Source organism: Saccharopolyspora sp. SCSIO 74807 (assembly GCF_037023755.1).
Taxonomy (GTDB): domain Bacteria; phylum Actinomycetota; class Actinomycetes; order Mycobacteriales; family Pseudonocardiaceae; genus Saccharopolyspora_C; species Saccharopolyspora_C galaxeae.
Map to the genome: position 1 here is coordinate 5,663,852 of NZ_CP146100.1, position 26,061 is coordinate 5,689,912.

24 protein-coding genes and 1 riboswitch are annotated in these 26,061 nt (G+C 70.3%); of the genes, 11 read left to right on the plus strand and 13 right to left on the minus strand.

Features of this window, described 5'->3' with window-relative positions; all coding sequences use genetic code 11:
* Positions 1–7 precede the first annotated feature (7 nt).
* Genes benB through V1457_RS26060 form a run of 3 tightly spaced genes read left to right on the plus strand, consistent with a single transcriptional unit; the run spans position 8 to position 2,338 of the window.
* Complete coding sequence (gene benB, locus V1457_RS26050) at positions 8–517, plus strand: benzoate 1,2-dioxygenase small subunit (protein WP_200072243.1); 510 nt, start codon at positions 8–10, stop codon at positions 515–517.
* 19 nt (positions 518–536) lie between these two features.
* Positions 537–1,550, plus strand: a complete 1,014-nt coding sequence (gene benC / locus V1457_RS26055; RefSeq protein WP_338597520.1) for a benzoate 1,2-dioxygenase electron transfer component BenC — start codon at positions 537–539, stop codon at positions 1,548–1,550.
* Positions 1,550–2,338 carry a 1,6-dihydroxycyclohexa-2,4-diene-1-carboxylate dehydrogenase gene (locus V1457_RS26060; RefSeq protein ID WP_295140120.1) on the plus strand — a complete coding sequence of 263 codons (789 nt, stop codon included), beginning with the start codon at positions 1,550–1,552 and terminating at the stop codon, positions 2,336–2,338. The genes benC and V1457_RS26060 overlap by 1 nt, the downstream gene beginning before the upstream one ends.
* Positions 2,339–2,520: 182 nt before the next feature.
* Here V1457_RS26060 and V1457_RS26065 read toward each other — a convergent pair whose 3' ends face one another.
* On the minus strand, positions 2,521–2,787 hold the full coding sequence (locus V1457_RS26065) for a helix-turn-helix transcriptional regulator (RefSeq protein WP_200072242.1): 267 nt from the start codon (positions 2,785–2,787) through the stop codon (positions 2,521–2,523).
* Positions 2,788–2,869: 82 nt separating this feature from the next.
* Between V1457_RS26065 and map the strand changes: the two genes are divergently transcribed.
* Positions 2,870–3,694, plus strand: a complete 825-nt coding sequence (gene map / locus V1457_RS26070) for a type I methionyl aminopeptidase (protein ID WP_338597523.1) — start codon at positions 2,870–2,872, stop codon at positions 3,692–3,694.
* Between the two features lie 104 nt (positions 3,695–3,798).
* Here map and V1457_RS26075 read toward each other — a convergent pair whose 3' ends face one another.
* On the minus strand, positions 3,799–4,827 hold the full coding sequence (locus tag V1457_RS26075; RefSeq protein WP_338597525.1) for a helix-turn-helix transcriptional regulator: 1,029 nt from the start codon (positions 4,825–4,827) through the stop codon (positions 3,799–3,801).
* Positions 4,828–5,423: 596 nt separating this feature from the next.
* On the opposite strand from V1457_RS26075, the gene V1457_RS26080 reads away from it, so the two are divergent.
* Together V1457_RS26080 and V1457_RS26090 are read left to right on the plus strand one after the other, a co-directional pair.
* Entirely contained in the window at positions 5,424–5,777 is a 354-nt protein-coding gene (locus tag V1457_RS26080; protein ID WP_338597527.1) for a hypothetical protein, read from the plus strand.
* A gap of 174 nt (positions 5,778–5,951) precedes the next feature.
* Positions 5,952–8,636 carry an AAA family ATPase gene (locus tag V1457_RS26090; protein WP_338597529.1) on the plus strand — a complete coding sequence of 895 codons (2,685 nt, stop codon included), beginning with the start codon at positions 5,952–5,954 and terminating at the stop codon, positions 8,634–8,636.
* Positions 8,637–8,803: 167 nt separating this feature from the next.
* Here the strand turns inward: V1457_RS26090 and V1457_RS26095 are convergent, their stop codons facing one another.
* The 5 genes from V1457_RS26095 to V1457_RS26115 form a co-directional block, all read right to left on the minus strand.
* A complete protein-coding gene (locus tag V1457_RS26095) occupies positions 8,804–9,439 on the minus strand; it encodes a carbonic anhydrase (protein WP_200072238.1) in 636 nt (211 codons plus the stop codon).
* A 137-nt stretch (positions 9,440–9,576) separates the two neighbouring features.
* On the minus strand, positions 9,577–10,422 hold the full coding sequence (locus tag V1457_RS26100) for an ABC transporter permease subunit (RefSeq protein ID WP_338597533.1): 846 nt from the start codon (positions 10,420–10,422) through the stop codon (positions 9,577–9,579).
* Positions 10,419–11,384: an ABC transporter permease gene (locus V1457_RS26105; RefSeq protein ID WP_338597535.1), complete on the minus strand. Its 966-nt coding sequence runs from the start codon at positions 11,382–11,384 to the stop codon at positions 10,419–10,421. The genes V1457_RS26100 and V1457_RS26105 overlap by 4 nt, the downstream gene beginning before the upstream one ends.
* Positions 11,381–12,901: an ABC transporter substrate-binding protein gene (locus V1457_RS26110; RefSeq protein ID WP_338597537.1), complete on the minus strand. Its 1,521-nt coding sequence runs from the start codon at positions 12,899–12,901 to the stop codon at positions 11,381–11,383. Before V1457_RS26110 ends, V1457_RS26105 begins: the two co-directional genes overlap by 4 nt.
* 84 nt (positions 12,902–12,985) lie before the next feature.
* A riboswitch (cobalamin riboswitch) is annotated at positions 12,986–13,173 on the minus strand.
* A 93-nt stretch (positions 13,174–13,266) separates the two neighbouring features.
* Complete coding sequence (locus V1457_RS26115) at positions 13,267–14,025, minus strand: DUF899 domain-containing protein (RefSeq protein ID WP_200072234.1); 759 nt, start codon at positions 14,023–14,025, stop codon at positions 13,267–13,269.
* A 236-nt stretch (positions 14,026–14,261) separates the two neighbouring features.
* Between V1457_RS26115 and V1457_RS26120 the strand changes: the two genes are divergently transcribed.
* Positions 14,262–14,750: a GNAT family N-acetyltransferase gene (locus V1457_RS26120; RefSeq protein ID WP_200072233.1), complete on the plus strand. Its 489-nt coding sequence runs from the start codon at positions 14,262–14,264 to the stop codon at positions 14,748–14,750.
* 3 nt (positions 14,751–14,753) lie between these two features.
* Here the strand turns inward: V1457_RS26120 and V1457_RS26125 are convergent, their stop codons facing one another.
* The 4 genes from V1457_RS26125 to V1457_RS26140 are packed head-to-tail and all read right to left on the minus strand — an operon-like array spanning position 14,754 to position 18,209.
* A complete protein-coding gene (locus V1457_RS26125) occupies positions 14,754–14,990 on the minus strand; it encodes a hypothetical protein (RefSeq protein WP_338597540.1) in 237 nt (78 codons plus the stop codon).
* Positions 14,991–15,004: 14 nt separating this feature from the next.
* On the minus strand, positions 15,005–16,696 hold the full coding sequence (locus tag V1457_RS26130) for a sodium:solute symporter family protein (protein ID WP_338597542.1): 1,692 nt from the start codon (positions 16,694–16,696) through the stop codon (positions 15,005–15,007).
* Positions 16,693–17,334: a nucleoside/nucleotide kinase family protein gene (locus tag V1457_RS26135; RefSeq protein ID WP_200072230.1), complete on the minus strand. Its 642-nt coding sequence runs from the start codon at positions 17,332–17,334 to the stop codon at positions 16,693–16,695. The genes V1457_RS26130 and V1457_RS26135 overlap by 4 nt, the downstream gene beginning before the upstream one ends.
* On the minus strand, positions 17,331–18,209 hold the full coding sequence (locus tag V1457_RS26140; protein ID WP_338597545.1) for a sugar phosphate isomerase/epimerase family protein: 879 nt from the start codon (positions 18,207–18,209) through the stop codon (positions 17,331–17,333). The genes V1457_RS26135 and V1457_RS26140 overlap by 4 nt, the downstream gene beginning before the upstream one ends.
* Before the next feature lie 154 nt (positions 18,210–18,363).
* Between V1457_RS26140 and V1457_RS26145 the strand changes: the two genes are divergently transcribed.
* The 3 genes from V1457_RS26145 (at position 18,364) to V1457_RS26155 (ending at position 21,509) form a co-directional block, all read left to right on the plus strand.
* Positions 18,364–19,545, plus strand: coding sequence for an ROK family transcriptional regulator (locus V1457_RS26145; protein ID WP_338597547.1), 1,182 nt, complete (start codon positions 18,364–18,366; stop codon positions 19,543–19,545).
* Positions 19,546–19,786: 241 nt separating this feature from the next.
* Positions 19,787–20,542: an SDR family oxidoreductase gene (locus tag V1457_RS26150; protein WP_200072227.1), complete on the plus strand. Its 756-nt coding sequence runs from the start codon at positions 19,787–19,789 to the stop codon at positions 20,540–20,542.
* Between the two features lie 97 nt (positions 20,543–20,639).
* Entirely contained in the window at positions 20,640–21,509 is an 870-nt protein-coding gene (locus tag V1457_RS26155; protein ID WP_200072226.1) for a LysR family transcriptional regulator, read from the plus strand.
* 114 nt (positions 21,510–21,623) lie between these two features.
* On the opposite strand, the gene V1457_RS26160 is transcribed toward V1457_RS26155, so the two are convergent.
* Together V1457_RS26160 and V1457_RS26165 are read right to left on the minus strand one after the other, a co-directional pair.
* Positions 21,624–22,811 (minus strand): FAD-dependent monooxygenase, encoded by a 1,188-nt coding sequence (locus V1457_RS26160; RefSeq protein WP_295149817.1) that lies wholly within the window; start codon positions 22,809–22,811, stop codon positions 21,624–21,626.
* Between the two features lie 70 nt (positions 22,812–22,881).
* Positions 22,882–23,460, minus strand: a complete 579-nt coding sequence (locus V1457_RS26165; RefSeq protein WP_338597551.1) for a GtrA family protein — start codon at positions 23,458–23,460, stop codon at positions 22,882–22,884.
* A 327-nt stretch (positions 23,461–23,787) separates the two neighbouring features.
* Here V1457_RS26165 and V1457_RS26170 point away from each other — a divergent pair, with 327 nt between their 5' ends.
* Complete coding sequence (locus tag V1457_RS26170; protein ID WP_338597552.1) at positions 23,788–26,043, plus strand: glycoside hydrolase family 3 C-terminal domain-containing protein; 2,256 nt, start codon at positions 23,788–23,790, stop codon at positions 26,041–26,043.
* The last annotated feature ends 18 nt before the right edge of the window (positions 26,044–26,061 follow it).

Consider the following 26,061-nt stretch of genomic DNA (forward strand, 5'->3'; position numbering starts at 1 on the left):
CGCAGAGATGACCGCGATCGCCGAACAGACCAGCAAGCTGGAACGAATCCAGGCCTTCCTGTACCGCGAGGCCCGCTACCTCGACGACCGGGAATTCGAGAAGTGGCTGGAGTGCTACCACCCCGACGTCGAATTCTGGATGCCCGCCTGGGACGTCGACGACACGCTCACCACGGATCCGCAGACCGAGATCTCGCTGATCTACTACTCGAACCGCGGCGGGCTGGAGGACCGGGTTTTCCGGATCCGCACCGACCGGTCGGCGGCGACGAGCATTCCGGAACCGCGCACCGGGCACAACATCAACAACGTCGAAGTGGTGGAGGACCGCGGCGACGAGGTGGACATCCGGTTCAACTGGTTCACCTTGTACTACCGGTACCAGAACGTCGACACCTATTTCGGCACGTCGTTCTACACCTTGGACATGTCCGGGGAAGAACCGCTGATCACCAGGAAGAAAGTGGTCCTGAAGAACGACTACATCCACCACGTGGTCGACATCTACCACATTTGATCTCCGGCAGGAGGCTGCCATGAATCATCAGGTCGCGTTGAGCTTCGAGGACGGGATCACCCGCTTCGTGACTTGCGCGCCGCACGAGACCGTCGCGGACGCCTCGTACAAGGCGCGGATCAACATCCCGCTGGATTGCCGCGACGGTGCTTGCGGGACGTGCAAGTCGTTCTGCGAGTCGGGTGACTACGACGGCGGCGACTACATCGAGGACGCCCTCACCGACGAGGAGGCCGAGCGGGGTTACCTGCTGGCGTGCCAGGCGATGCCGCGCAGCGACATGGTCGTGCAGATCGCCGGCACCTCGGAGGCGGCGAAGACCGGCGCGGCCACGCACCAGGCCACCGTCACCGACGTGGTGCTGCACTCGGACAGCACCATCGGTTTCACCCTGGAGCTCGACGACCGGGATGCGCTGTCGTTCCTGCCGGGCCAGTACGTCAACGTCGCCGTGCCGGGCGCGGACTGCTCGCGGTCGTACTCGTTCTCGAACGGACCGGACGACAAGCAGGTCTCGTTCCTCGTCCGCTACACCGAGGGCGGCGCGATGTCGGAATACCTGAAGACGCGGGCGCGCGCGGGCGACCGCGTCGAGTTCACCGGCCCGATGGGCGGGTTCTTCCTGCGGGAGATCAACCGCAGAGCGCTGCTGCTGGCCGGCGGGACCGGTCTGGCGCCGCTGCTGGCGATGTTGGAGAAGCTGCGCGAGACCGGCCTGGAACATCCGGTGCACCTGGTCTACGGCGTGACCGCCGACCAGGACCTGGTGGAGGTGCAGCGGTTGCAGGACTACGCCGAGGCGCTGCCGCAGTTCACCTTCGAGACCTGCGTGGCCGAGGAGTCCAGCGAGCACCCGAACAAGGGCTACGTCACCAAGTTCGTCGGCCCCGAGCACCTCGCCGACGGCGACGTGGACGTCTACCTGTGCGGGCCGCCGCCGATGGTGGAGGCGGTGCGTTCGGACCTCGCCGGGCGCGGCGTCACCCCGGCGCACTTCCACTACGAGAAGTTCAACCCGGCGGGAGCGGCATGATGACGGCATTCCACGGCAGGTTCGGCGAGAAGGCCGCGGTGATCACGGGTGCCGTGCAGGGCATCGGCTGGACCGTGGCGCAGCGGATGGCGGCCGAGGGAGCCGCGGTGGTGCTGGTCGACCGCTCGGAGCTGGTGCACGAAAGCGCCGAGAAGCTGCGCGCGGACGGCAGGCGCGCGGACGGCGTGGTGGCCGATCTGGAGACGTTCGCCGGGGCCGAGGCCGCCGCGGCGAAGGCGGTCGAGCTGCACGGGCGGATCGACCTGCTGATCAACAACGTGGGCGGCACGATCTGGGCCAAGCCGTACGAGCACTACGAGCCCGATCAGATCGAAGCCGAGATCCGGCGTTCGCTCCTGCCGACGCTGTGGACCTGCCGGGCGGTGCTGCCGCAGCTGATCGAGCAGGGTTCCGGCACGATCGTGAACGTCTCCTCGGTCGCCACCCGCGGTGTGCACCGGGTGCCCTACTCGGCGGCGAAGGGCGGGATCAACGCGATCACGGCTTCGCTGGCGATGGAGACCGCTCAGCACGGCATCCGGGTCGTGGCCACCGCTCCTGGCGGCACCGAGGCACCGCCGCGCAAGGTGCCGCGCGGACCCGGCCCGGACGGCGCTCGGGAACAGGGCTGGTACCAGCAGGTCGTGGACCAGACCGTGGATTCTTCGCTGCTGAAGCGCTACGGCACGCTCGACGAGCAGGCCGCCGCGGTGCTGTTCCTGGCTTCCGACGAGGCGTCCTACCTGACCGGCACGGTGCTGCCGGTCGCCGGTGGTGACTTGGGATGAGGCGGTGCGGCGGGTCGCAGCGGTGTTTTCCCGCCAAGGCGGCGAAAACCGCACGGCCGGTCCGGTCGCGCGCCGTTTCGGGGAGGCGGCCCGTTCGAGAGCTGTAAGATCGGCAGGACCGCATCGGCCCCGCGGCGGTGACGCGGGCGATCGCAGCCGAGGTTCGGCGCGACGACAGCCGACTACCCGGCTCCCACCGGCAGGTCGCTGCCGCGCCAAGTGGCCGCCAACTCCTGCACCGGCAGGTCGAGCGCTGCACCGAGGCAGATGATCGTGCCGAATCCGGGAGACGGCAGCCGCCCGGTCTCGATCTTGCGCAGGGTTTCCGGCGAGATGCCCGCCGCCTGCGCGACCTCGGCCGGGTCGCGTTCTGCTCGCGCGCGGCGAAGCAGGGCGCCGAGGCGCCTGCCTGCTTCGATCTGCTCCGGTGTGAGCGGGTGGCGGACCATGCGCTCAGGGTACGGCTGGTATTACTTTACCGGCAAGTGTTAGGTTGCGGTATAACTATACCGACCAGGACGCGAGGTATCCGTGATCGAGCTGAAGACGCCTGCGGAGATCGAGAACATGCACGTGGCCGGGCGCTTCGTCGCCGAGGTGCTCTCCGAGGTCGGCAGGCTCGCCGACGTGGGCGTCAACCTCATGGACCTGGAGCACCACGTCCGCGGCATGATCGAACGGCGCGGCGCGGAGTCGTGCTACTGGGACTACGCCCCGTCTTTCGGCAAGGGGCCGTTCCGCAACGTCATCTGCCTGTCGGTCAACGACGCCGTGCTGCACGGCCTGCCGCACGACTACGCGCTGCGCGATGGTGACGTGCTCAAAGCGGACCTCGCCCTGCGCGTCGACGGCTGGGCGGCCGACTCGGCCCGAACGGTCGTCGTCGGCACCGCGGCCGCGGAAGACCTGCGGATCATCCGCGCCACCGAAGAGGCGTTGGAAGCGGCGATCGAGGCCGCGCGCCCGGGAAACCGGCTCGGCGACATCTCGGCGGCGATCTGGGCGGTGGCCCGCGACCACGGCTACCCGGTCAACACCGAGTTCGGCGGTCACGGCATCGGCCGCACCATGCACGAGGACCTGCACATCCCCAACAAGGGGCGGCCGGGCCGCGGCCCGAAGCTCCAGCCGGGACTGACGCTCGCGCTCGAGCCCTGGTTCGCCCGCACCACCGACCGGATCGTCTACGACCCCGACGGCTGGACCATCCGCTCGGCCGACGGCTCCCGCACGGCCCACTCGGAACACACGGTCGCCGTCACCGCGGACACCCCCTTGGTACTCACCCGACGCGAACCGCAAAACCCCGCAACGAACGGCAAATCCGGCGACCATCTGTCCACAACGGACGTATAGCGCGTCGGCCGCCGACGCTTGGTCCGGTGGCCGCGGTTCCTGCCGGGCCGTGACCGGGTTCGGGAGCGCAATCCCAGTCCGTCACGGTCACGGCTCGCGGATGCCTAGGCCCTGAAGTGGTAGGCGCGTTGTGCGGTCTTTCCGGTGTCCTCGCACATCCAGTTCAGCTCCCAGACATCACTGTCTACAGTGAATTCCCGATCGAATCCGATCCATTTGCCACGCATGGTCTTGCCCATGGGGTCGAGAACGAGCTGGAGTGCTCCGTGGTAGACGGAGCCCCTGTAATAGCCGGTCGGCGAGGTTCGCTCGGACCATGTGCCGGTGACCACGGAGCCGTTCGGCACCAAGTCGAGTCGGAGTCGTGAACCGTTCTCGACGGGCAGGCTCTCGCCGACGAGCCGGTCACCGGCGTGGCGCAGTGGGACGTAGTGCTCGCCGTCGAAGGTCTTCCCCCTGCCGGTGCTCGTATATCGGTACCGGCTGTGCCAGATTCCGGAGAGCTCGCCCTCGACAGTGGAGGTCATAGGCATTGGGTCTGCATCGGCCTCGGGAGCTAGTGAGGGCGCCATGGCGGCCATCGACAGTGCGGCGCTGATCTTGAGCAGCAACGCCCGGCGGCTGCCGCAATGCTCGACCTTCTGAGCCCGGGCCACCGTCATCCGAGCGAGCTCGTGGACATCGATCTGGTCAAGCCGGACCGCGAAGTCGCGAAATGCGGCGTCCGTGTCGTCGGCGCTGTGCAAGGCGGCGAGCTGTTCGTTCTGCTGGTGAGCGGTGTCGGCCGAGCGGAAGTCGGCGGCGTCGCTGACGAGGTCGGACAGCTGGCAGGTGTAGAGCTCGGCGAGCTTGCCCAGCACCTCCAGGGAAGGGGCGTGCCCGGTTTCGGCCGGCCACTGCTCCCAGTAGGAGAAGTTCTTGAACGTCTTGGGGTCGGCGGGCCAACGCTCGTTCCAGACGTCGGCCGCTTCGCGCTGACTCCACCCGTGCGCCAGGCGGAACGCCGCGCGCATGTTGACGTGATAGCGCTCGGCGAACACCGCCGCCACCTCGGCCCACGTCTTCGACTGGGCGCGTAGCTCGGCCGACAAGTTCCGCTGTTCCTGCCGCACGCTGCGGATCGCGGTTGGCATCGGTCCCCCTTCCGCCGTGGATCTCAGCGACTCTATGTGATCACCAGCGTGCCGCATTTCCTCCCGATCCAACAGGGAAAGCGTGTCCCGCAAGATCACCGGGTATCGGGGTGGAATGGCCGCCTGAACTGCGGTTCTGTAGTGCTGCGACACCGAGGAGCCGAACGGAGAAGGTGAACAATGGCGCAGAGAACCGAATACCCGTCCGTCACGTGGTTCACCAGCGCATCGGACCGGTGCGAGCACGCGATCACCGACGACGCATTCGAGCGGGCATTCCAGGACGATGTTGACCCTGGCGCCGTGTGCGGTCGCACGGTGACCCCGGTACCGCTGGTGATGCCACCTGGACCTTGCTGCCCCCGGTGCGACGTCCTCGTCCGCGCCGGTATCTCATCTCCGGAACCGACCTCGTCGACACCACCGCGGCGACGTGGTCATCGCGGACGGATTCGGCGACTGCTCTCGCACAAGCCCCCTGCTCGATTCCTTCCCCGGGTTGCTGCAACCGGATCGAGCAGGGACGTGGCGGCGGCCCCGCCATCTCCCCCGACCTCTGGCAGGGCCGCCGCCATCCACCCCGGGAACGGTCTCCGATGACGGCCGAGGAGGAAGCACCGCACATCAACGCCATCCGGCGAAGCGTGGCGGCCGGATTCCGGTTCCTGCACCTGCGGGAGAGCGAAAGCGTTGCTGTGACGGCGATACATGCGCAACGCCTGGGCGGCGGTGTCGTCGAAACCTACACGTTCCGGCACATGACCGAGGCCGTCGCGGCGCGGTTTCGCGCCGAGGACTACCCGAGAAGCGATCCGCTCTGGCAGCAGCAAGGCACGGTCGAAGCCGTCATCACGGCCCTGCTGGATTTGCCGCCGCACGGTGCACCGGGTGCGCCGGCCACCACGAGGCTTGCGTCCAGCTCGTTCTGGCTGCCCGGAGCCCTCATTTGATGGCCGTCGACTGCCCTCCGGCAACCTCGATGCGAAGACGTGCTCACCGCTGCCGCCCGCGAGGAGGAAGAAGAAGTCGGCATGATCATCCATCCGGCCGACCTCACGCTCGTGCACACCATCCACGTCAACGGTTAGCCGCAGCACCCCGGCGGTGATGCTTATGGTGAGGCGATGACAGGTGAGCAGTACGACGTCGTCGGGCGCCGGGCGGAGCTCGGCGCGCTGGCCAGCCTGCTCGCCGAGGCGCGGTCCGGCGAGCCGTCGCTGACCTTGGTCCTCGGGCCGCCCGGCACCGGCAAGACCACCGTCGTCGAGCACTTCTTGCGCGATCAAGAAGACGTGCAGGTGCTGCGGGCCTCCGGTGTCCAGTGGGAGCAGTCGCGGGCGTTCGGCGTGCTGGAGATCCTGCTGCGCGGCACCGGGCACCGGCCGGGCGGCGACCCCGCCGAGGAAGGCACCCGGCTGCTGGCGACCTGGGCGCAGCGGCAACCACTGATCGTGCTGGTCGATGACGCGCATTGGGCCGATCCGGAGTCGCTGCGCGCGCTGGCCTCGGCGGAGCGGCGGATGAGCGGTGAGCAGGTGCTGACCCTGCTGGTCGCCGACGAGGATCAGGACAGTTCGCCACAAGTACGGGATTTCCTCGCGCACCAACGGCAGTCCATCGTCCACATAGGCCCGATGAGCACCTCGGACGTGCGCGAGTTCGCGCTGCGCGACGCCGGAGTCGATCTCGCTCCCGCCACGGCTCGGCGGCTTTCCGCGCACACCGGCGGAAATCCCGGCCACATCCGCGCACTCCTGCGCGAACTGCCGCCGGAAACTTGGCGCGGCTGGCCGTCGAACCTGCCCGCGCCACGCGCGCTGATCAGCGGGATCGCGCGCACCATGCGGGATTGGGCGGAGCCGACGCGGACGTTGGTCGAGGCGGCCGCGGTGCTCGGTGTGAGCGTGCCGTTCGCGCGCGCGGCGGAGCTTTCCGGTGTGCGGCAACCGATCGCGGCGCTGGACGAGGCCACGCGAGCGGGTGTGCTGCTGCCCGCGGAAGGTAGCGGACTGCGCACGTTGCGGTTCTCCTCCGAGCTGGTGCGCGCGTGCGTCTACTCCGGACTCACACCGCTGCGGCGGCAGGAAGCGCACCGCGCGGCGACCCGGGTGGTCGACGACGAGCAGGAGCTGTTCGCGCACCGGGTCGCGCTCACCCCGTTCCCGGACGCCGGGCTGGCCGCCGAGCTGGACTCGTTCGCCGACCGGCAGGCGGATCGCGGCGCGTGGTCGGCGGCCGGTGACGCGCTGATCGACGCCGGGCGGCTCAGCCCCGAGCCCGCCGACCGCGAGCGACGCCTGGTGCGCGCGGTCGACGCGCTGGCCGGTGCGGGCGACATTCCGCGGGCGCAGGCGTTGGCCCCGGCCATGGAGGGGTTCGCGCCGAGCGCGCTGCGCGATGCGGTGCTGGCCTACCTCGGCATCATGCAAGGCCGCCCCGCCGAGGCGGAGGCGCTGCTGACCAGCGCGTGGCAGCGCTGCGACCCGGACGACGATCCGCACATCGCCGCACTGGTCTGCCAGCGCCGGGTGCTGCACGCGCTCGGGCACTGGGACGGCGTGGAACTGGTGCGCTGGAGCCGCCGGGCGGTTCGGCTGACCACTCGGGACGATCCGGCGGTGGTGGAGTCCGAGGCGATCCTCGGACTCGGACTCGCCGCGACCGGCCGGATTCCGCAGGCGTTGTCCGCGTACGAAAGCGCGTCGAGCCGGGTCCGCGCGGGCGCGCAGGCCCAGCGGGTGCAGATGGGGCAGGGCTGGCTCAAGCTCGCCCAAGACGATCCGCTGGCCGCGCGGCGCGCGCTGCAAGGCGCGGTGCCGACCGAATACCAGCAGGGATCGACCCGCATCTCGCTGTGGGCGCAGGCGTGGCTGGCCCGCGCGGATTTCGTGCTCGGCGACTGGGACGAGGCACTGCGCACCGTCAACGCGGCAGCGGCACACCTCGAGGACGCGGGCCTCGAACTGGTGCGCCCGCTGGTGCACTGGACGGGCGCGCAGGTCAACGCGCTGCGCGGCGACTGGGACGCGGCCTACGAGCACCTGCGGCACTCGGCCACCGGCGCGCACACCTACGAAGTGATGATCATTCCGGCGGCGCTGGCGCAGGCGCAATGCGCGGAGGCCCGCGCGGACTACGAGTCGGTGCTGCGCAACCTGCGCCCGCTGGTGGACTTGCGCGGCATCGACGAACCCGGCTTCTGGCCGTGGCACGACGTGTACGCCAACGCGCTGATCGTGACCAACCGGGCCGACGAGGCGGAGGATTTCCTGCGCCCGCAAGAAGAACTCGCCGCCGAACGCGGCCACCACTCGACGCTGGCCCGCCTCGGCTACGTGCGCGGGCGGATCGAAGGAGCCCGCGGCGACCTGGATGCGGCCCGGCGTGCGTTCGACACCGCGTTGGAGAACCTGGGCTCGCTGCCGCTGCCGTACGAGCGGGCTCGGGTGCTGTTCCCTTACGGCCAGACGCTGCGCCGCGCCGGGAAGCGGCGGGAGGCGGACGTCGTGCTGTCGCAGGCGCGCGACGCCTACCGCGAGCTGGGCGCGCGGGCATACGTCGAGCGCTGCGAGCGGGAGCTGAAGGCAGGCGGGATGCACGCGCGCCGCGCGGTCGACCTCACCGGACTCACCGCGCAGGAGACCGCGGTCGCGCGGCTGGTCGCGGCGGGAATGAGCAACAAGCAGGCCGCGGTCGAGCTTTACGTGTCGGTGAAGACGGTGCAGTACCACCTGACCCGCATCTACGGGAAGCTCGGCATCGGCTCCCGCGGCGAACTGGCCGCCAGGTTCCGCGACGAACCGGAGTGAGCGGCTCCGGCGAGCTCGGCGACGGCTGACTTGGAGTTCACCGGACGCCGCCCGCGTTCGACGGAGAACTGTTTCTGGTGCTTCGCGAAGCTGCTACCGGGAAGCGGACTCAACCCGAACGGACGCGGATAGCGGCCGCCGGATGGGCGCACCGGGGCCGTGCACGCTCAGCCCGCTTGTTCACCGATCGGGCCGCGGGAGGCGACGAGCCGGACGGTGCCTTCGCTGAGCTTGTAGGACAGGCCGACGATCGCGCACTTGCCCTCGCGCACCCGCTCGGCCAGCGCCACCGAGCGTTCCGGGAGGAAGTCGACGGTCTGGCGGATGTGCTCGTCCACGATCTCGTCGACCTCGGTGGTCCCGGCCGCCCGTGCGCTGAGCACGCTCGGGTACACCCGCTCGACCACGTCGCGAACGAACCCGGTCGGCGAGTTGCCATCGGTGTAGGCGTTCGAAGCGGCGGTGACGGCTCCGCAGGAGTCGTGCCCGAGCACCACCACCAGCGGCGCGCCGAGCACGTTCACCCCGTACTCGATGCTGCCCAGCGATTCGGCACCGGCGACGTGCCCGGCCGTGCGCACCACGAACAGATCGCCCAGCCCCCGATCGAAGATGATCTCAGCGGCGAGCCGCGAGTCGGAGCAGCCGAACAGCACCGCGAACGGCCGCTGCCCGGAGGCCAGCGAGGTGCGCAGCTCGGCGTCCTGGTTCGGGTGCTGCGGGGAAGCTTCCACGAAACGGCGGTTGCCCTGCACCAGCAGGTCGTAGGCTTCGGCAGGGGTGGCGGGCGCGTCGTCGGACATGGCCAGCAAGCTACCTGAGCAACGGCCCTGCGCACCGTGTCAGCGGTCACGATCGGCCGTGTTCGGTCACGGAGATTCGTCCGGTTCCACCGCGCGTTCGCGTCCGTATCCGCAACGTGCGGGCGCGGACACGTGCACTACATCGAGTCGGCGCGGACGGTCTCGCCATGCCGGGGTATTCGTGACCGGTGGTGGGTCGAGCGGCGGGTCGCGATGTGCTGGTCGACGACGAGGTTGGTGCCGGTGCACAGGGCGACCAGGAGGCCGGCTGGGACCAGCACCGCGCACGGTTGCAGGAACAGGGCTTCGCGGTTGCGCTCCACCAGCACCGCCCAGTCCGTGGTGCCCGGGTCCAGGCCGAGTCCGAGGAAGTTCGCCGAGGCGATCAGGTACAGCACCAGGCTCAGTCGGCTGCCCGCGTCGACGGCTATCGGCGCGAGCGCGCTGCGTCCGATGTAGCCGAAGTGGATGCGCCACCAGGATTCGCCCTGCATCCGCATCGCTTCCACCGCGCCGCGGCGGCCCGCGGTGAGCGCTGCGCCGCGCACCAGCCGGACCACCGCGGGCAGTTGCAGCACCGCGACGGCGATGATCAGCGCGGCCGCGGTGCGCCGCCCGGTCGCGGCCAGCACCATCAGCACCAGCAATCCCGGCATGGCCAGCACCAGGTCCAGTGAGCGGGTGAGTGCGCGGTCGATCCAGCGGTGCGGCTGGCCGACCGCGCCCAGCGCGAGCGGCACTCCGACCACATAGGACAGTGCGAGTGCGGTTCCGGCCAGCGCCAGCACCGAACCGCCGCCGGTCAACGCGAGCGAGAGCACGTCGCGGCCGAGCACGTCGGTGCCGAGCAGATGGCTCGCATCCGGCGGCAGCAGCGGTGCGCTTTCGGAACGCACCGGGCCGACCAGCAGCGGCCCGAAGAACGCGGCCAGCACCGGCACGATCACCAGCGTCCAACCCACCGCTTTCGCCACCGGCCTCATCGCGTCTCCGCCCGGAAGTGGCGGGCGGCGAGGTCGGTGACGAGGTTGACACCGATCGTCACGGCCGCGAACACCAGCGCATATCCTTGCACCGCAGGAAGATCGCGGGCCTTGACCGCCTCGACGAAGCCCGATCCGAGGCCGGGCAGCGCGAACAGCGCCTCGATCACCACGACTCCGCCGAGCAGACCGTCCACAGTGCGCGCGAGTTGCTGCAACACCGGTCCGACCGCGTTCGGCAGCACGTGCCGCAGCACGACGGCGCTTTCGGAGAGCCCGGCGCGGCGCACGTGCGTGGCGAACTCGGATCCGTCGGCGGTGACGACGCCGGTGCGGACCTGCCGCGACAGCGCGCACAGCTGCTTGCCGACCAGCACGGCGACCGGCAGCACCAGCACGGCGGGATCGCTCAGCAACGACCAGCCGGACAACCCGACCGCGGTGGCGGGCAACAGGCCCGCTTGCACCGAGAGCACGCCGACCAGCAGCAGCGCAACGGCGAACTCCGGCACCGAGTTCAGCAGCACCACCGCGAAGTTCACCGCCCGGTCGAACTTCGTGCCAGCGCGAAGTCCACTGAGGACACCGGCGGACAGTGCCAGCGGCAGCACGACGGCCAGCGTCAGCAACGCCAGCACCAGCGTGGTGGCCGCCCGCTGGCCGAGCTCGGTCGCCACCGGAATGCCGGTGCGCAACGACGTTCCGAGGTCACCGTGCAGGATTCCGGCTGCCCAGCTAAGGAATCGCTGCCCCAGCGGCTCGTCCAGACCGAGCCGTTCCCGCAGCGCGGCGACCTGCCCGGAATCGGCCTGCTCGCCCAGCAACACCACCGCGGTGTCGCCGGGAAGCAGTGCGGTCAGCGCGAAAACGGCGACCGCGACGATCGCGATCTGGCCCAGCGCGATGCCCAGCCGGGTTGCGAGCAGCACCGCTCCCCTGCCGGGTGCGGCGAGCGCGCTCAACCCGGGCTCACCCGGTCGAAACGCGCCCAGTCCAGGGAATTCGGCGGCGCCGCCCGGACACCGGTGACGCCGTCCGCGGTCGCGACGTTCCAACCGCTGAAGCCCCACACCAGCATCCCGCTCTGCTCCCGGGCGAGGCGCTGCGCCGAAGCGAGCAGCTCGGCGCGCCGCTTTTCGTCCGCAGTGGACAGTGCGCGGTAGTAGAGCGCGTCGAACTCGGGATTGCGGTAGCCGGTGTAGTTGTTGTTGCCTGCGGTGGAGATCATGCGCTGACCGAGGAAGGTCGGCAGCGGAAGCGCGGCCGTCCGGCTGTGCGCGGCGACGCCCTGCTTCTTGATGTCCGAGTAGTAGGTCTCCGAAGGCATCATCCGCGGCGTGACCGTCATGCCGATCTCGCCGAGCTGCTGGCCGATCAAGCTCGCCGCGGACTCGAAGTACGGATCTGCGGTGCTGGTGCGCAATTCCCAGCTCAGCCCCTCGGCCCCGGCCTGCCGCACCAGCGAGCGCGCCAGTTGCACGTCCCGCACCGGTTCCGGCAGATCACGCGGGTAATAGCGCAAACCCAGGCCGAACAGGTCGTTGCCGACGCGGCCCTTCCCGCTCAACGCGATGTCCACCAGCGCACGCCGATCCACCCCGGCACGGACCGCCTGCACCAGCCGTGGATCCGCGAACGGCGGACGGTCCACTTTGAGCAGAACGGCCTGCATCGTGCCGTGCGGCTCGGAGAAGACCCGCGCGCGCCCGTCCTGCTCCAGCAGCCGAACCGAGTTGGCGCTCACGTCGTGCGCGTAGTGCACCTGCCCGGAAAGCAGCGCGGTCACCCGCGCGCTTTCCTCCTCCACCGGCACGAATTCCAGCTCGGCGGGCACCGGCGGGCCGGACCAGTGCTGCTCGTTGCGGGCGAACACGGCCGGGCCGCCCGGCTGGAAGGACACGAACCGGAACGGCCCGGAACCGACGGGTTGCCTGAAGTCAGTGGTCCCCGCGGGCACGATCTCGGTGCTCGGCGCGCCCCACGCCGCGGGGAACTCGAAGTTCGGGCCGCCGAGCACGAGTTCCAGCTCGGTCGCCGATAACGCCTTGCTGGCGGCGAAATCGACGTCGGCGAAGTGCGAGCGCGCCTGCGCGCCGGTGCTGCGGTCGGCGATGCGACGGTAGGTGTAGAGGACGTCATCGGCGGTGACCGGCCGTCCATCGTGGAACTTCGCCGGGCGCAACCGGATCCGCCAGCGGGTTCCGGTCGCGTCCGGTGCCCACGACTCGGCCAGCCGCGGGACCACGCTCATGTCGTCGGCGTAGCCGACCAGCGTGTCGAACAGCGCTTTCGCCCTGGCCTGGTCCACGAACAGCGAACCGGTGTGCGGGTCGAGGGATTCGGTGGTGCCGCCCGCGGGGAACGCCACGCGCAACCGGCCCGCGGACCCGCCCGAACCGGTGCAGGAAACCAGCGGCACCGCGGCGAACGCGCCCGCGGCCGCGGCGAGCAGCCGTCTGCGGCCGATCACGGCGCTCACGCCGGTCGAACGGCGGCAGACGTACCAGGTGCGGGAACGGCGCTCGGGCGCACGGGAAACCTCCTCCGGGGCTCCGCGACCCCGTCGAATCTGCTGCGACGGCGCCAGTCTCCTGACTCATGGATCGACGCTCCGCCCGGCCTTCCCACCGAGCACCGGCAGTGGCCCGAGTGGACGGAACTCCCCATTCACAGTGGCGGGACCGCGCCGGATTCGCACCGGGCTTCCTGCGCACCGTCGCAATGGACTGCGCGACAAGCTTTCAAGGCGGATCAGGTCTTGTCAAGAAACCACCCGGCTGCTGCGACGGGCGTTACGCCGCCCCTTCCTGAGTCCTGGGCGGCGTCGCGCGCACGGTCACCGGGTCAGTACTCGTCGTGGTAAAGGACTCGATCGCTGCCCGCCGGGGCGCCGTATTCGGTGGCGCGGCCCTTCGGTTCCTCCCACTCCTCCTGGCGTCCGAGCGGGGTCAGGTCCAGCAGGCTCGTGGTGCTGCCGAGCCCGTCCATGCCGCGTGCGTAGGTCGAGTAGGTGTGGAACACCGCGTCCCCGTCGCGCAGGAACACGCTCAGGCCGGGCAGCTCGAACGGCTGCGAGTCGCCGAGGTAGTAGCCGACGCCGGCCTCGTCGAGTTCCTGCTTGCTGCGGTAGTTGTACTCGATCGGCCGCACCGACTCGTCGTGCGTCACGTGGAAGTCGTGGTTGAACCGCGTGCCGTTCGACGAGTACCAGGGCACCGTCCAGCCCATCCGGCGCTGGAACGGTTCGATCTTCTCCCAGGGCGCGCGGGAGACCGCGACGAGGTTGGTGTCCCGGGCGCGCAGGTGCGTGAGGTCGCCGAGCTGGTCCACGAACGCCGAACAGCTCGGGCAACCGGTGTCCCACTCCGGGTCGAACATGAAGTGGTACACGACGAGCTGGCGGCGGCCGTCGAACAGGTCGGGCAATCGCAGCTCACCGTCCGGACCGTGGAACCGGTAATCGGACTCGACCCGCACCATCGGCAACCGCCTGCGGTCGGCGTTGAGCGCGTCGCGCGCCTTCGTCGCGGCCTTCTCCTGCGCCAGCAGCCGCACGCGCGCCGCGCGCCACTGCTCCGGCGAAACGATCTCGGGCAGATTCATCGTCGCTCCCTGTCGAACAAGTGCCTACGCAGGGGGTGGACCGATGCCGGTGGCAAAACTCATCGGACCAGCCGGCCGAAGGCTTGCCGCGAAGAGCAGCATCCAGCCCCGATCAAGAACACTTGCTCCGGAGTGTAACGATGTCGTCACTTTCGGTACTCACTGGAAACAGCGCGGCGAACCGCCGTTGCCAGCGCAGGAGTGGATCGTGATTCCGGCGGTGCGAGGATCGGCACATGTTCATCCGGGAAGCAACAGCCGAGGACTGGCCGCTGATCTGGCCGTTCTTCCACCGCATCGTCGCCGCGGCCGAGACCTACACCTACCCGCCCGACATGAGCAGCGCCGAAGCCCGGCGGGCCTGGCTGAGCCCGGCCCCGGACCGCGCGACCGTCGCCGTCGCCGACGGCGGCACGATCCTGGGCAGCGCGCACATGCAGCCGAACCGGCACGGCCCCGGCTCGCACGTGGCCAACGCCAGCTACATGGTCGACCCGGACCACGCCGGACGCGGCGTGGGGCGGCGGCTGTGCGAGGAGAGCCTGGATTGGGCGCGGGCGGCCGGGTTCCGGGCGATGCAGTTCAACGCGGTCACCGAGACCAACACCGGTGCGATCCGGCTCTACGAGTCCCTCGGATTCGAGATCATCGGGACGGTGCCGGAAGCGTTCCACGATCCCGCGCGGGGTTACGTCGGCCTGCACGTGATGCACCTGCGGTTGTGAGCATCACTGCGCTGAGGTGTCCTCCGGGCGCCCCTCGCCGCGGCCGAACCTGGCCCACAGCAAGAAGAAAACGCCCAGCGCGAGCATTCCCGCGCCGTTCCACAGGTTGATCGGCAAGCCGCCCGACTTCGCCAGATCCGCCGGACCGTCGAACAACCCGGCCACGCCGAGCGCGATGCCGTAGATCACGAACACCGCGCCGATCAGCACCCGCAGGTCGAAGATCCGCCGCTTCGGCATCGCACACCTCCGCTTCAGTAGACGAGCACCAGGCCGACCGACATCAGCACGACCAGCCCCAGCGCCAGCGAGCCCAGCACGGCCGGGGACTGCCACCACACCGCGCGCTCCCGCGGCCGCCGGTCCCGCAACGCCCACACCAGACCGGTCAGCTCGCTGTCCGGTTTCGGCCGGGTGACCAGCGAGACCAGCACCATCACCGCAGCGTCGACCACGAACGCCGCGATGGCGCTGTAGAAGTTGACCATCTGCGCGTTGATGGTCTCGCCGCTCGGATCCAGCACCCCGCCCGGGTAGAAGTACGGGATGGAGTAAGCCGTCCAGTGCATCCCGGCCGCGGCCGCCGTGCCGGTCACGATGCCCCAGAACGCTGCCCACGGAGTGGTTCGCTTCCAGAACAACCCGATGATGAACGTCGCGAACAGCGGCGAGTTGAAGTACGAGAAAAGCAGCTGGATGTAGTCCTGGATGTTGCTGTACCCGGCGGCGATGAACGCGGTGCCCACGCTCACCGCGATGCCGATGACCGTGACGATCCGCCCGACCTTGAGGTAGTAGCCGTCGTCGCGCCCGCGCACCACGTACGGCTTCCACAGGTCGTAGGTGAACACCGCGTTGAACCCGCTCACGTTCGCGGCCATGCCCGCCATGAACGCCGCGAGCAGCCCGGTCAGCGCGACGCCGAGCACCCCGTTCGGCAGCAGCCGCCCCATCAGCTCCGGGATGGCGTCGTTGTAGGACGGGCCGCCGGGTTCGCCCAGCTTCGGCACCAGCACCAGCGCGATCATGCCGGGCACGACCGTCAGCAGCGGGAAGAACATCTTCGGGAAGGCGCCGATGATCGGAGTGCGCCGGGCCGCGGAGAGGTCCTTGGCCGACAGCGTCCGCTGCACCTCGGCGAAGTTCGTGGCCCAGTAGCCGAACGAGAGCACGAAGCCCTCCCCCATCGCCAGCCCGACCCAATCGCCGAGCGGGTTGGTCCACGAGCCGACCCCGGTGCCTTCCCAGGTGCGGAACAGCGCCGGGTCGGCGATCCGGTCGTAGAGCCCGTCGAACCCGCCGACCTGGTGCAGCCCGATCACCACGATCGGCAGCAGCCCCGCCAAGATGATGAAGAACTGCAGCACCTCGGTGTAGATTGCGCTGAACAGCCCGCCGAGGGTGATGTAGGTCAGCACGAACGCCGCCGACACCACGATCGAGATCCACAGCTGCCAGCCGAGCAGGCTGCGGATCACCAGTGCCAGCGCGAACAGGTTCACCCCGGCGATCAGCACCTGGGCGATCGCGAAGATCACCGCGTTGAGCAGGTGCGTCGGCCGGTTGAACCGCCTGCGCAGGTATTCCGGAACGCTGTGCACGCCGGTGTCGTAGTAGAACGGCATCAGCACGACGCCGAGCACCACCATCGCCGGGATCGCGCCGAGCCAGTAGAAGTGCACCGCCGCGACGCCGTACTCGGCGCCGTTGGCCGCGTTGCCGAGGATCTCCAGCGCGCCGAGGTTCGCCGAGACGAACGCCAGCCCGGTGATCCACGCGGGCAGCGACCGCCCGGACAGGAAGAAGTCCGAGCTGGTGCGCACCGCGCGCCGCGCCAGCACGCCGATCACCACGACGATGCCGAAGTAGAAGATCAGGATGCCCCAGTCGAGGGCATTGAGCTGCAGCGTCCCGGCCGCCGCGGCGGATAACGCTGCGGTGCTCACCGCCGCTCCGGCTGCGGCGCGATCTCCACCTGCACCACCAGATCCGCCCGGTGCTTGCCTTCCTGGACGAGTTCGGCGTTGCGCTGATCGACGGCCATGGCCCATTCCTCGGCTTCGTCCGGGGCCATGCCGAACAGCACGTGCCGGGCGATGAGGCCGTTCAGCCGCGTCTCCTCATCCATCTCCGCGTACCAGACCTCGTCGCACAGCGCGGGAATCTCCGACCACGGGGAGCTGTCGACGAGCAGGTAGTTGCCTTCGACGACGACCAGCTGCGCGGAGTCCGGGATCGGGATGCTGCCCGCGATGGGCTCTTCGAGGGAGCGGTCGAACGTCGGCGCGTAGACGGTGCCCGGTTCGGTGCGGACCCGCCGCAGCAGCGAGACGAAACCCGCGCCGTCGAAGGTGTCGATCGCGCCTTTGCGCTCGCGGCTGCCGAGCCGCTCCAGCTCGGTGTTGGACAGGTGGAACCCGTCCATCGGCAGGTAGGCGGCGACCGGCCCGAGCTCGGCGACGACCCGCTGCGCCAGCGTCGACTTGCCGGCGCCGGGCGGACCGGCCACGCCCACGATCCGCCGCTCGCCCGCACCGGCCAGTTCCACCGCGCGCTGCAGCGCGGCCTGCTCCCCCGCGCTCATCGCAGACCCGCCGCGCGCAGCTTGTTGGCCATGAACTCGCGCGCGTGCTCGGCCAGGTCCGCGCTGTCGGACCACAGGTTCCGCCAGATCGCCAGGTCGTGCGACAAGCCCGGCGCCACCACCGCGGAGGAGAAGCTTTCGAACGTGATCGGCCCGGTGTAGCCGATGTCGGCCAGCGCGTGGAAGAACGCGGTGAAGTCCAGATGCCCGGAGCCGAGGTAGCCGCGGTGGTTCTCCCCGATGTGCACGTACCCGAGGCGGTCCCCGGCCCGTCGCACCGGCCGCGACAGATCGTCCTCTTCGATGTTCATGTGGTAGGTGTCCAGGTGCAGCTTGAGGTTGTCCGCACCCACCTCGTCGAGCAGCGCGAGGCCCTGCTCGGCGGTGTTGACCACGTTGCTCTCGTAGCGGTTGACCACTTCGAGCCCGAGCGTGATCCCGGCGTCCGCGGCGACTCCGGCGACCCTGCCGAGCCCGGCCACGGCGTGCTCGCGCCCGCGCGGATCCAGCGGCCGGTCGTACTTGCCGAGCGCGCTGTAGAGGGCACCGGCGAAGTACTCCGCGCCGAGATCGCCCGCGATGCGCACGGAATCGGTCAGCAGCCGCTCGCCGCGCGCGGAGACCTCGGGGTCCGGCGAGGAGATGTCCGCGTCGAACGCCAGCCCGCGGGAGCACACCAGCGCCAGCCCGGTCTGCTCGGCGGCCTGCCTGGTGCGGATGACATCGATGGATTCGGTGTCGTGCAAGGAGATTTCCAGCAGGTCGTAGCGGGCGCGCGCGGTGGAGCGGATCGCGCCGAGCAGCGACTCGGGATCGGTGCCGCCCGCCCACACCAGCGCATGCACGCCGAGCGGGTTGCGGGGTGGTTCGGTCACGTTCGCCTCCTGCGGTCGGCGGTCCCGGGTCGCGGCCGGTCCCGGTCGAGGCAGAACCTAAACGACTTATGACTGATATTCAAGCAAAAGCAGCGCGTTCGGTGCGTTAAGCTCCGGCTGCCGAACGAGCGGGTCAGCAGCGGAAGGAGGCCGGATGCCGCGCACCATCGATCGCGCCGCCGCGTCCGGGCCGGGCGCGATCCTGCACCTGATCCGCACCGACGCGGCCAGCACCCGCGCGCAGCTCATGCGCCGCACCGGCCTTTCCCGCTCGACCGTGGCGCAACGGCTCGACGCGCTGGTGCGCGCCGGCTACATCCGGGAGGTCACCGCCGAGGAGTCCACGGGCGGGCGCCCGGCCGGGATGTTCCGGCTCAACCGCGACGGCGGTGTGCTGCTCTCCGCCGCGATCGGCGGGCGGAGGCTGCACACCGCGATCACCGACCTCGCCGCCACGCCGCTGGCCACGCGCTCGGCGCAGCGGGACGTGGGCGAGGGACCGGAGCCGGTGCTCGGGACGGTCGCGGAGCAGTTCCGGGAGATGCTGGGCGGACTCGGCCACGGCGGCGACGCGGTGCGGGGCATCGGCATCGGGGTGCCCGGGCCGGTCGAGTTCGCGGCGGGTCGCGTGGTGTCCCCGCCGATCATGACCGGCTGGGACGGCTACCAGGTGTCGCGGTTCTTCGCTCCCGAGTACGACTGCCCTGTCACCGTGGACAACGACGTGAACTGCATGGCGCTCGGCGAGCACCGCCTGAGCTGGCCCGGCGAACCGCACCTGCTGATGATCAAGGCGAGCACCGGCATCGGCTCCGGCCTGGTGCTCGGGGGTGCGGTGCACCGCGGTGCGCAGGGCTCGGCAGGCGACCTCGGGCACACCCCGGCGCGCGAGCCCGGTTCGGCGCCGTGCCGGTGCGGGAACCGAGGTTGCGTCGAGGCTTACGCGGGCGGCTGGGCGCTGGTGCGCGACCTGCGCGAACTCGGCAAGGACGTGCACACCGCGGAGGACGTCGCCGCGCTGGCCCGCACCGGCGACCTCGAAGCGCGGCAGGCGATCCGGACCGCGGGCCGGGTGCTGGGGCAAGCCGTCGCCGACGCGGTGAACCTGCTGAACCCGTCGGTCGTCGCGATCGGCGGCGCGCTGGCCGAGGCCGAGGAGCACCTGCTGGCCGGCGTCCGCGAGGTCGTCCACCAGTGCGCCACCCCGCTGGCCACGCGCGACCTGCGGATCGTGCGCGGGCCGCTGGGCGGGGACGCCGGCATCGCCGGCACCGGCTGCATGATCGCCGACGAGCTGTTCTCCCGGGAGTCGGTCGACCGGGTCGTGCTCGGCTGAGATGCTCTGCGCCTGATCGGACGCCGCGGGTGCACGCGCCGGCACCGGGACCGACCACAGCGGACGGAACTAGCAGCACCGCTGCGATGGCGTCCGGTACCGAGCTTGGTCGCCGGGTATCCAAGTCTTTTGTGGACTCACCCGGAACTGCTGTTTCCCAGTGCCCGCGGCGCCCGCATAAGGTCGCTCGCGGAGTCGGAAAAGCGGCTCTGATCAGCATTGACGCCTGAAGGGAGCGGCTATGGCCGAGCGGGATCTGCAAGGCAAAGTAGCGCTGATCGGCGGCGGCGCCAAGAACCTCGGCAGCCTGGTGGCGACCACGCTGGCCGCCGCGGGCGCGCGGATCGTCGTGCACTACCACAGCGAATCCTCCGCCGACGACGCGGAAAAGACCGTGCAGGCGGTCAAGAACGCCGGGACCGACGCGGTCGCCGTGCAGGGTGACCTGACTCGGGTCAGCGAGGTGCGGCGGTTGTTCGACACCGCGGTGGACGCCTTCGGCGGCGTCGACGTCGCGGTGAACACGACCGGGATGGTGCTGCGCAAGCCGATCCTGGAGACCAGCGAAGAAGAGTACGACCGGATGTTCGGCATCAACGCCAAGGCGGCGTACTTCTTCATCCAGGAAGCCGGGCGCCGGATCAACGACAACGGCAAGATCATCAGCCTGGGGACTTCGCTGCTGGCGGCGTTCACCGACGGCTACTCCACCTACGCGGGCGGGAAGGCTCCGCTGGAGCACTTCACCCGCGCGGCCGCCAAGGAGTTCGCCGACCGGGGCATCTCGGTGAACACCGTGGCTCCCGGGCCGATGGACACCCCGTTCTTCTACCCGCAGGAAACGCCGGAGCGGGTCGAGTTCCACAAGTCGCAGGGGCTCGGCAACCAGCTCACCCAGATCGAGGACATCGCCCCGATCATCGAGTTCCTGGCCACCGAGGGCTGGTGGTTCACCGGCCAGACGCTGTTCCCCAACGGCGGCTACACCACTCGGTGAGCTCGCGAGCGGGGCGGCGGATGTTCGGGGAGCCACCCGCCGCCCCGCGTTTCGCGGCCGGGATGATGGTCCGGCGCGGCGAAAGGGGGAAGCACCGGTGGACCTGCACAAGCTGGAACATCTCGTTGCGGTCGCGGAGGAAGGCGGTTTCACCCGCGCCGCCGCGAAGCTGCACATCTCCCAGCAGGCGCTGTCCACCTCGATCCGCGCCCTGGAACGCGAAGTCGGGGTCGATCTGCTGAGCCGGAACCACGGCGGAGTCACGGTGCTGCCCGCCGGACAGGCGTTGCTCGACGACGCGCGGGTGCTGCGCGGCGTGGCGCGTTCGGCGCTGCAGCGCGCCCGGCGCATCGGCCGCGGCGAGACCGAACTGCTGCGCATCGGGCACACCCCGGCCGTCACCGGCGACGAGATCACCGCCCTGCTGCGCAGGGCGCACGACGCCAGACCCGAGTTGGGCACGCAGGTCAACCAGCGCTATCCGGAGGAGTTGACCGGCAACTTGCTCGCGGGCGAGCTCGATCTGGGACTGTGCCGGGCGATGATTCCGGCGCACGGGCTCACGCGCACCACTCTCATCCAGCAGCGGCTGCACCTTGCCGTGGACGCGGGGCACCGCTTCGCCGGGCGCGAGCGGGTCGAGCTGTCCGAGCTAGACGCGGAACAGATCGTGGTGTGGGGCCGTCCCGGGCAGTCCGCGTACACGGATCTGCTGATCGAGCACTGCAGGCGGGCCGGTTTCGAACCCCGGATGCATCGAAACCCGATCCAGGGCACGCCGCCGGTGACCGCCGTGCTCGGCACCGACCACGTCGCGTTCGTCACCGCACCGCTGGGATCGGCCGCGGACGGGCAGGTCCGGGTGGTCGAGGTGCAGCCCGCCGCGCACGTGCCGGTGCAGGCGATTTGGCCGCAGCACACCTCTTCCGACGCCCGCGACGCCTTCCTCGACGCTTTCGCCGAGTGACCCGCCGTCCTTTCCGGACTGATCGGGCTCTTCCGGAACGGCGGGAACTTCACCCCGACAACTCGGCCGACGGAGCTCTTCACGTGCGGGCCGCGACGACGGTGCGGGAGTCCCTCACCCCGGAAGTCGCGGGGGGATCCCGGCGTCGTGGGAGTGGATCCACGACAGCATCGCGGGCAGTTCTGAGTTCAGGGCGCGGTCGCGGGCTTCGCGGCGCGGACCGTCCGGCAGGTGCAGCAGCTCCGAGGCGACCCACGAGCTGCGTTGCACATTGCGGGTGCGCGCACGGCGAACCCGTTCGTAGGCGGCCAGCGCCGCGGTCCGGTCGGTGTGCCCGGCGAGCAGGTCGGCGAGCGCGATCGCGTCCTCGATCGTCTGGTTCGCGCCCTGCCCGTGGTGCGGCAGCATCGCGTGCGCCGCATCGCCGAGCAGCGTGATCCGGCCGCGGCTCCACCGCCCCAGCGGTTCTTGCCCGAACAGCGCCCAGCGCTGGTGCAGCGTGGTGGCGGTGACCATCTCGACGACACCGGGGTGCCAGCCCGCGAAGAACTCGGCGATCTCCGCTCGGGACGTGGCCATGGTCCAGGTCGGCGAGGTCCACTCGTGCGGCGCGTCCACCACGGCGAGGAAGTTGACCACGGAACCGTCGCCGATCGGGTAGTGCAGCACGTGCGCGCCCGGTCCGGTCCAGTACTGGATCGCGCCCGGGTCCGGCAGCTGCGGCATCTCCGAAACCGGGATGAGACCGCGGAATCCGCTGGTGCCGGAGTAGACGGCCGGGTCCTCGGTGGTCACGAGACTCCGCACCTGCGAGTGCACGCCGTCCGCTCCGACGACCAGGTCCGCCTCGGACGTGCTGCCGTCGGCGAAGGTCAACCCGACCTTGTCGGCGCCCGGCGTCAGCTCGGTGATCCGGCTGCCCAGCCGCACCTGCTGCGGCCCGCAGGCTCCGGCGAGAACGCGCTGCAGGTCGGCGCGGTGGATCCCGTAGAAGGGCGCGCCGAAGCGGCGTTCGTAATCCTTCCCCGCCGGATGCGCGGCCAGCCGCCTGCCGTCCTGCCAGTGCCGGTAGATCAGCTCGGTCGGTTCCGCCGAGCACTCCGCGAGCTGATCGCCCACGCCGAGCCGCCGCAGCAGCTTCGTCCCGTTCGCCGACAACGCGACCGCGGCGCCGACTTCGCGCAGCTCGGGCGCCTGCTCGTGCACCTCGGCGCGGATTCCGCGCCCGCGCAGCGCCATGGCCAGGGTCAGGCCGCCGATGCCGCCTCCGACGATGGCGACCTGCGGCTCGTGCTCCGTCACCTCGACCTCCCTGATCTTGTACCGACCGGTACATCGACAGGGCCGACAGTAGATGTACCGATCGGTACGGTCAAGGTCCGGCTCCGCTCCCCGAACAGCAGGATCGATCCGGGTCGGCGGACCGTTCGCCCGCTCTCACCGGTCGAGCGGTCCGCTCACTCCGCACGCGCCCCCGGCGGGTGCGCTGGAAGACCCAGAGGCGCAGCAGCGCGAATCGGCTGACGCCGCCGAACACGCTCATCGCGGCGACCGCCGCGGCCTCGGCGACGCTGCCGGGATCGTCGTCGGCCAGATGCAGCAGGGCCAGCGCAACTGTGCTGGACACGCAATAGAAAGCGAGCGTCGCCGCGCTCTGCAGGTGCAGCCGCAGCCTGTGCACCGGCATACCGGTGAACACCATGCGGCGGTGCACCGCGGTGGACCCGAGCGTCGTGAGCAGCAGCGACAGCAGGTTCGCGGGTCCGGTGTCGAGGATGTTGCGCAGCAACAGGTACAGCACCGCGTTGATCCCGGTGGTCAGGCCGCCGACCCCGGTGAACAGCACGGCCTGCGCCACCGCACCGCGCCGCTTCGGCGCGGTGCGCCGCAGCCGGACCATCCACTGCGGACACCAGCCGTCGGTCAACGCGAAAGCCTCCCCCGTCTTCATCCGACCCGCCGTTCGCACCGCCGGTCGTCGCATCTCGACACTAGATCGGGAGTGCGCTAGACCCCTGGACAGAAGCCGGGCACGAGCTGGGTACCGACGTGTAGCCCGAGCAGGGCGATGACCTGCGACGATTCGGGCGAATCCGGCTGGGTCCGCGCCGCCGGAGCGAACATCCGCTCGGGAAATCCCTCGTGAGACGTTGCGCACCAAGATCGTCCACCAGGCCCGGCGGGCGGCGGCGAGGTGCGACGACCGGGGACGATCTCAGGTAGGAGTGGACGGAGCGGGCGCGTGAGCGCCGACCGGAGATCGTGCGAGGAGGCCGCCATGACCACGTCAAGTGCCGAGGAGTTCCACAGCACGGCGCTGACGCTCGACGAGAAGATCGCGCTGCTGGACGGCTCGGACTTCTGGCACACCGAATCACTCCCCCGCCTCGGCATCCCGTCGATCACGCTCACCGACGGCCCGCACGGCCTGCGCAAGCAGCCCGAAGGCGGCGACCACCTGGGCATCGGCGACAGCGTGCCCGCCACCTGCTTCCCCACCGCGGCCGCGCTGGCCTGCTCCTGGGACGTGGACCTGCTCGGCCGGGTAGGTGCGGCGCTGGGCCGGGAATGCCGCGCCGAAGGGGTTTCGGTGCTGCTCGGCCCGGGCGTGAACATGAAGCGGACGCCGTTGTGCGGGCGGAACTTCGAGTACTTCGCCGAGGATCCGCTGCTGGCCGGGCACCTGGCGGCCGCCCTGGTCGAAGGCGTGCAGGCGCAGGGCGTGGGCACCTCGCTGAAGCACTTCGCGGTGAACAACCAGGAGACCGAGCGGATGTCGATCTCCGCGGAGGTCGACGAGCGCACCCTGCGCGAGATCTACCTCACCGCGTTCGAGCACGTGGTCACCACGGCCCGCCCGTGGACGGTGATGTCCTCCTACAACCGGATCAACGGCGTCTACGCCTCCGAGAACCGGTGGCTGCTGACCGACCTGCTGCGCGGCGAGTGGGGATTCGACGGGCTCGTGGTCTCCGACTGGGGCGCGGTCAGCAGCCGCGACGACGCGCTGCGGGCCGGACTCGACCTGGAAATGCCGACTTCCGGCGGACTGGGCGGCGCGGTGGTGCGCAACGCCTACGAGGCGGGCACTGTCAGCGAGGACGAGATCGACCTCGCCGTGCAGCGCCTGCTACGGCTCGTCGAGCGCACGCGACCGGCGCTGCGCGAGGGCGGCGAGTACGACTCCGGCGAACACCACGCCTTGGCCCGGGAAGCCGCCGCGGGCAGCGCCGTGCTGCTCAAGAACGACGACGGAATCCTTCCGCTGCAAGGTGATTCCACGGTCGCGGTGCTCGGCGAACTGGCCCGGGCGCCGCGCTACCAGGGCGCCGGGAGCTCCCAGGTGGTGCCGACCCGGCTGGACGACGCGCTCAGCGCACTGCGCGCGGCGCTGCCCGGCGAGGTGCCGTTCGCACCCGGCTATTCCGTCGATTCCGGCAGCTCCGACGGCATCGCCGAGGCGGTCGAGGTGGCCGCGCGCGCCGATGTCGCCGTGCTGTTCCTCGGCCTGCCGCCGGACGCGGAGTCCGAAGGCTTCGACCGCGATCACCTGGACCTGCCAGCCGAGCAGCTCGAACTGCTGCACGCGGTAGCCGAGGTGCAGGAGCGGATCGTGGTGGTGCTCGCAGGCGGCTCGGTCGTGACGGTCGATCCGTGGCAGCAGCACGCCAAGGCGCTGCTGCACGGCTGGCTGCCCGGCCAAGCGGGCGGTGCCGCGCTGGCCGACGTGCTCACCGGCGCGGTCACCCCGTCCGGCAAGCTCGCCGAGACGATCCCGGTGCGCTACGCCGACACTCCCGCGTTCGGCAACTTCCCCGGAGAGTTCGACGCGGTCCGCTACGGCGAGGGGCCGCTGATCGGCTACCGCTGGTACGACGCGCGCGGGCTCGACGTGAGCTACCCGTTCGGCCACGGCCTGTCCTACACCTCGTTCGAATACCGCGACCTGGACGTGCGGATCCTCGACGACGGTCCGGAACCGAGCGTGCGCGTGGAGTTCACCGTCGCCAACACCGGCGGCCGGGCGGGCTCCGAGGTCGCCCAGCTCTACGTCGGCGACCCGGTCTCCGCCGCGCAGCGGCCGGAGCAGGAGCTCAAGGCGTTCCGCAAGGTCGCGTTGGAACCCGGTGCGAGCCAACGGGTTTCGCTCGAACTCGGCAGCCGCGCGTTCGCCTACTGGCACACCTCGATGGGCCGGTGGGTCGTGGAAGGCGGCGAGTTCGTGCTGCACGCGGGCGCTTCCTCCCGGGACATCCGGCTGCGCACGACCATCGAGTTGACCGGCGAAACCGTGCGGGGCGTGCCGACTCCGGGCTCGGAGCTCGGCACCTGGCTGGACCACCCGGTGCTCGGCCCGCGGCTGCTGTCCGCGCTGGGCGGCGGCGGAATGATGGGCGAGCTGGTCTCCGATCCGCAGCTGATCAAGCTCGTGCGGGCGATCCCGGCCGAGCGGATGACCCGCTTCCCGGGAGTTCCCGTCACCGCGGAGATGTTGCACGAGTGGTCGGCCGAGGCGCGCAGTTCCCCGGCGTGACGGGGAACTCTTCCGGGC

Coding starts and splice junctions, on each gene's coding strand:
- V1457_RS26170 (WP_338597552.1), top strand. CDS start 23,788: ATGACCACGTCAAGTGCCGAGGAGTTCCACAGCACGGCGCTGACGCTC.
- V1457_RS26065 (WP_200072242.1), bottom strand. CDS start 2,787: ATGGTCCGCCACCCGCTCACACCGGAGCAGATCGAAGCAGGCAGGCGC.
- V1457_RS26120 (WP_200072233.1), top strand. CDS start 14,262: ATGTTCATCCGGGAAGCAACAGCCGAGGACTGGCCGCTGATCTGGCCG.
- V1457_RS26080 (WP_338597527.1), top strand. CDS start 5,424: ATGACGGCCGAGGAGGAAGCACCGCACATCAACGCCATCCGGCGAAGC.
- V1457_RS26165 (WP_338597551.1), bottom strand. CDS start 23,460: ATGAAGACGGGGGAGGCTTTCGCGTTGACCGACGGCTGGTGTCCGCAG.
- V1457_RS26060 (WP_295140120.1), top strand. CDS start 1,550: ATGACGGCATTCCACGGCAGGTTCGGCGAGAAGGCCGCGGTGATCACG.
- V1457_RS26095 (WP_200072238.1), bottom strand. CDS start 9,439: ATGTCCGACGACGCGCCCGCCACCCCTGCCGAAGCCTACGACCTGCTG.
- benC (WP_338597520.1), top strand. CDS start 537: ATGAATCATCAGGTCGCGTTGAGCTTCGAGGACGGGATCACCCGCTTC.
- V1457_RS26090 (WP_338597529.1), top strand. CDS start 5,952: ATGACAGGTGAGCAGTACGACGTCGTCGGGCGCCGGGCGGAGCTCGGC.
- V1457_RS26100 (WP_338597533.1), bottom strand. CDS start 10,422: ATGAGGCCGGTGGCGAAAGCGGTGGGTTGGACGCTGGTGATCGTGCCG.
- V1457_RS26145 (WP_338597547.1), top strand. CDS start 18,364: ATGCCGCGCACCATCGATCGCGCCGCCGCGTCCGGGCCGGGCGCGATC.
- V1457_RS26115 (WP_200072234.1), bottom strand. CDS start 14,025: ATGAATCTGCCCGAGATCGTTTCGCCGGAGCAGTGGCGCGCGGCGCGC.
- V1457_RS26125 (WP_338597540.1), bottom strand. CDS start 14,990: ATGCCGAAGCGGCGGATCTTCGACCTGCGGGTGCTGATCGGCGCGGTG.
- V1457_RS26150 (WP_200072227.1), top strand. CDS start 19,787: ATGGCCGAGCGGGATCTGCAAGGCAAAGTAGCGCTGATCGGCGGCGGC.
- benB (WP_200072243.1), top strand. CDS start 8: ATGACCGCGATCGCCGAACAGACCAGCAAGCTGGAACGAATCCAGGCC.
- V1457_RS26135 (WP_200072230.1), bottom strand. CDS start 17,334: ATGAGCGCGGGGGAGCAGGCCGCGCTGCAGCGCGCGGTGGAACTGGCC.
- V1457_RS26075 (WP_338597525.1), bottom strand. CDS start 4,827: ATGCCAACCGCGATCCGCAGCGTGCGGCAGGAACAGCGGAACTTGTCG.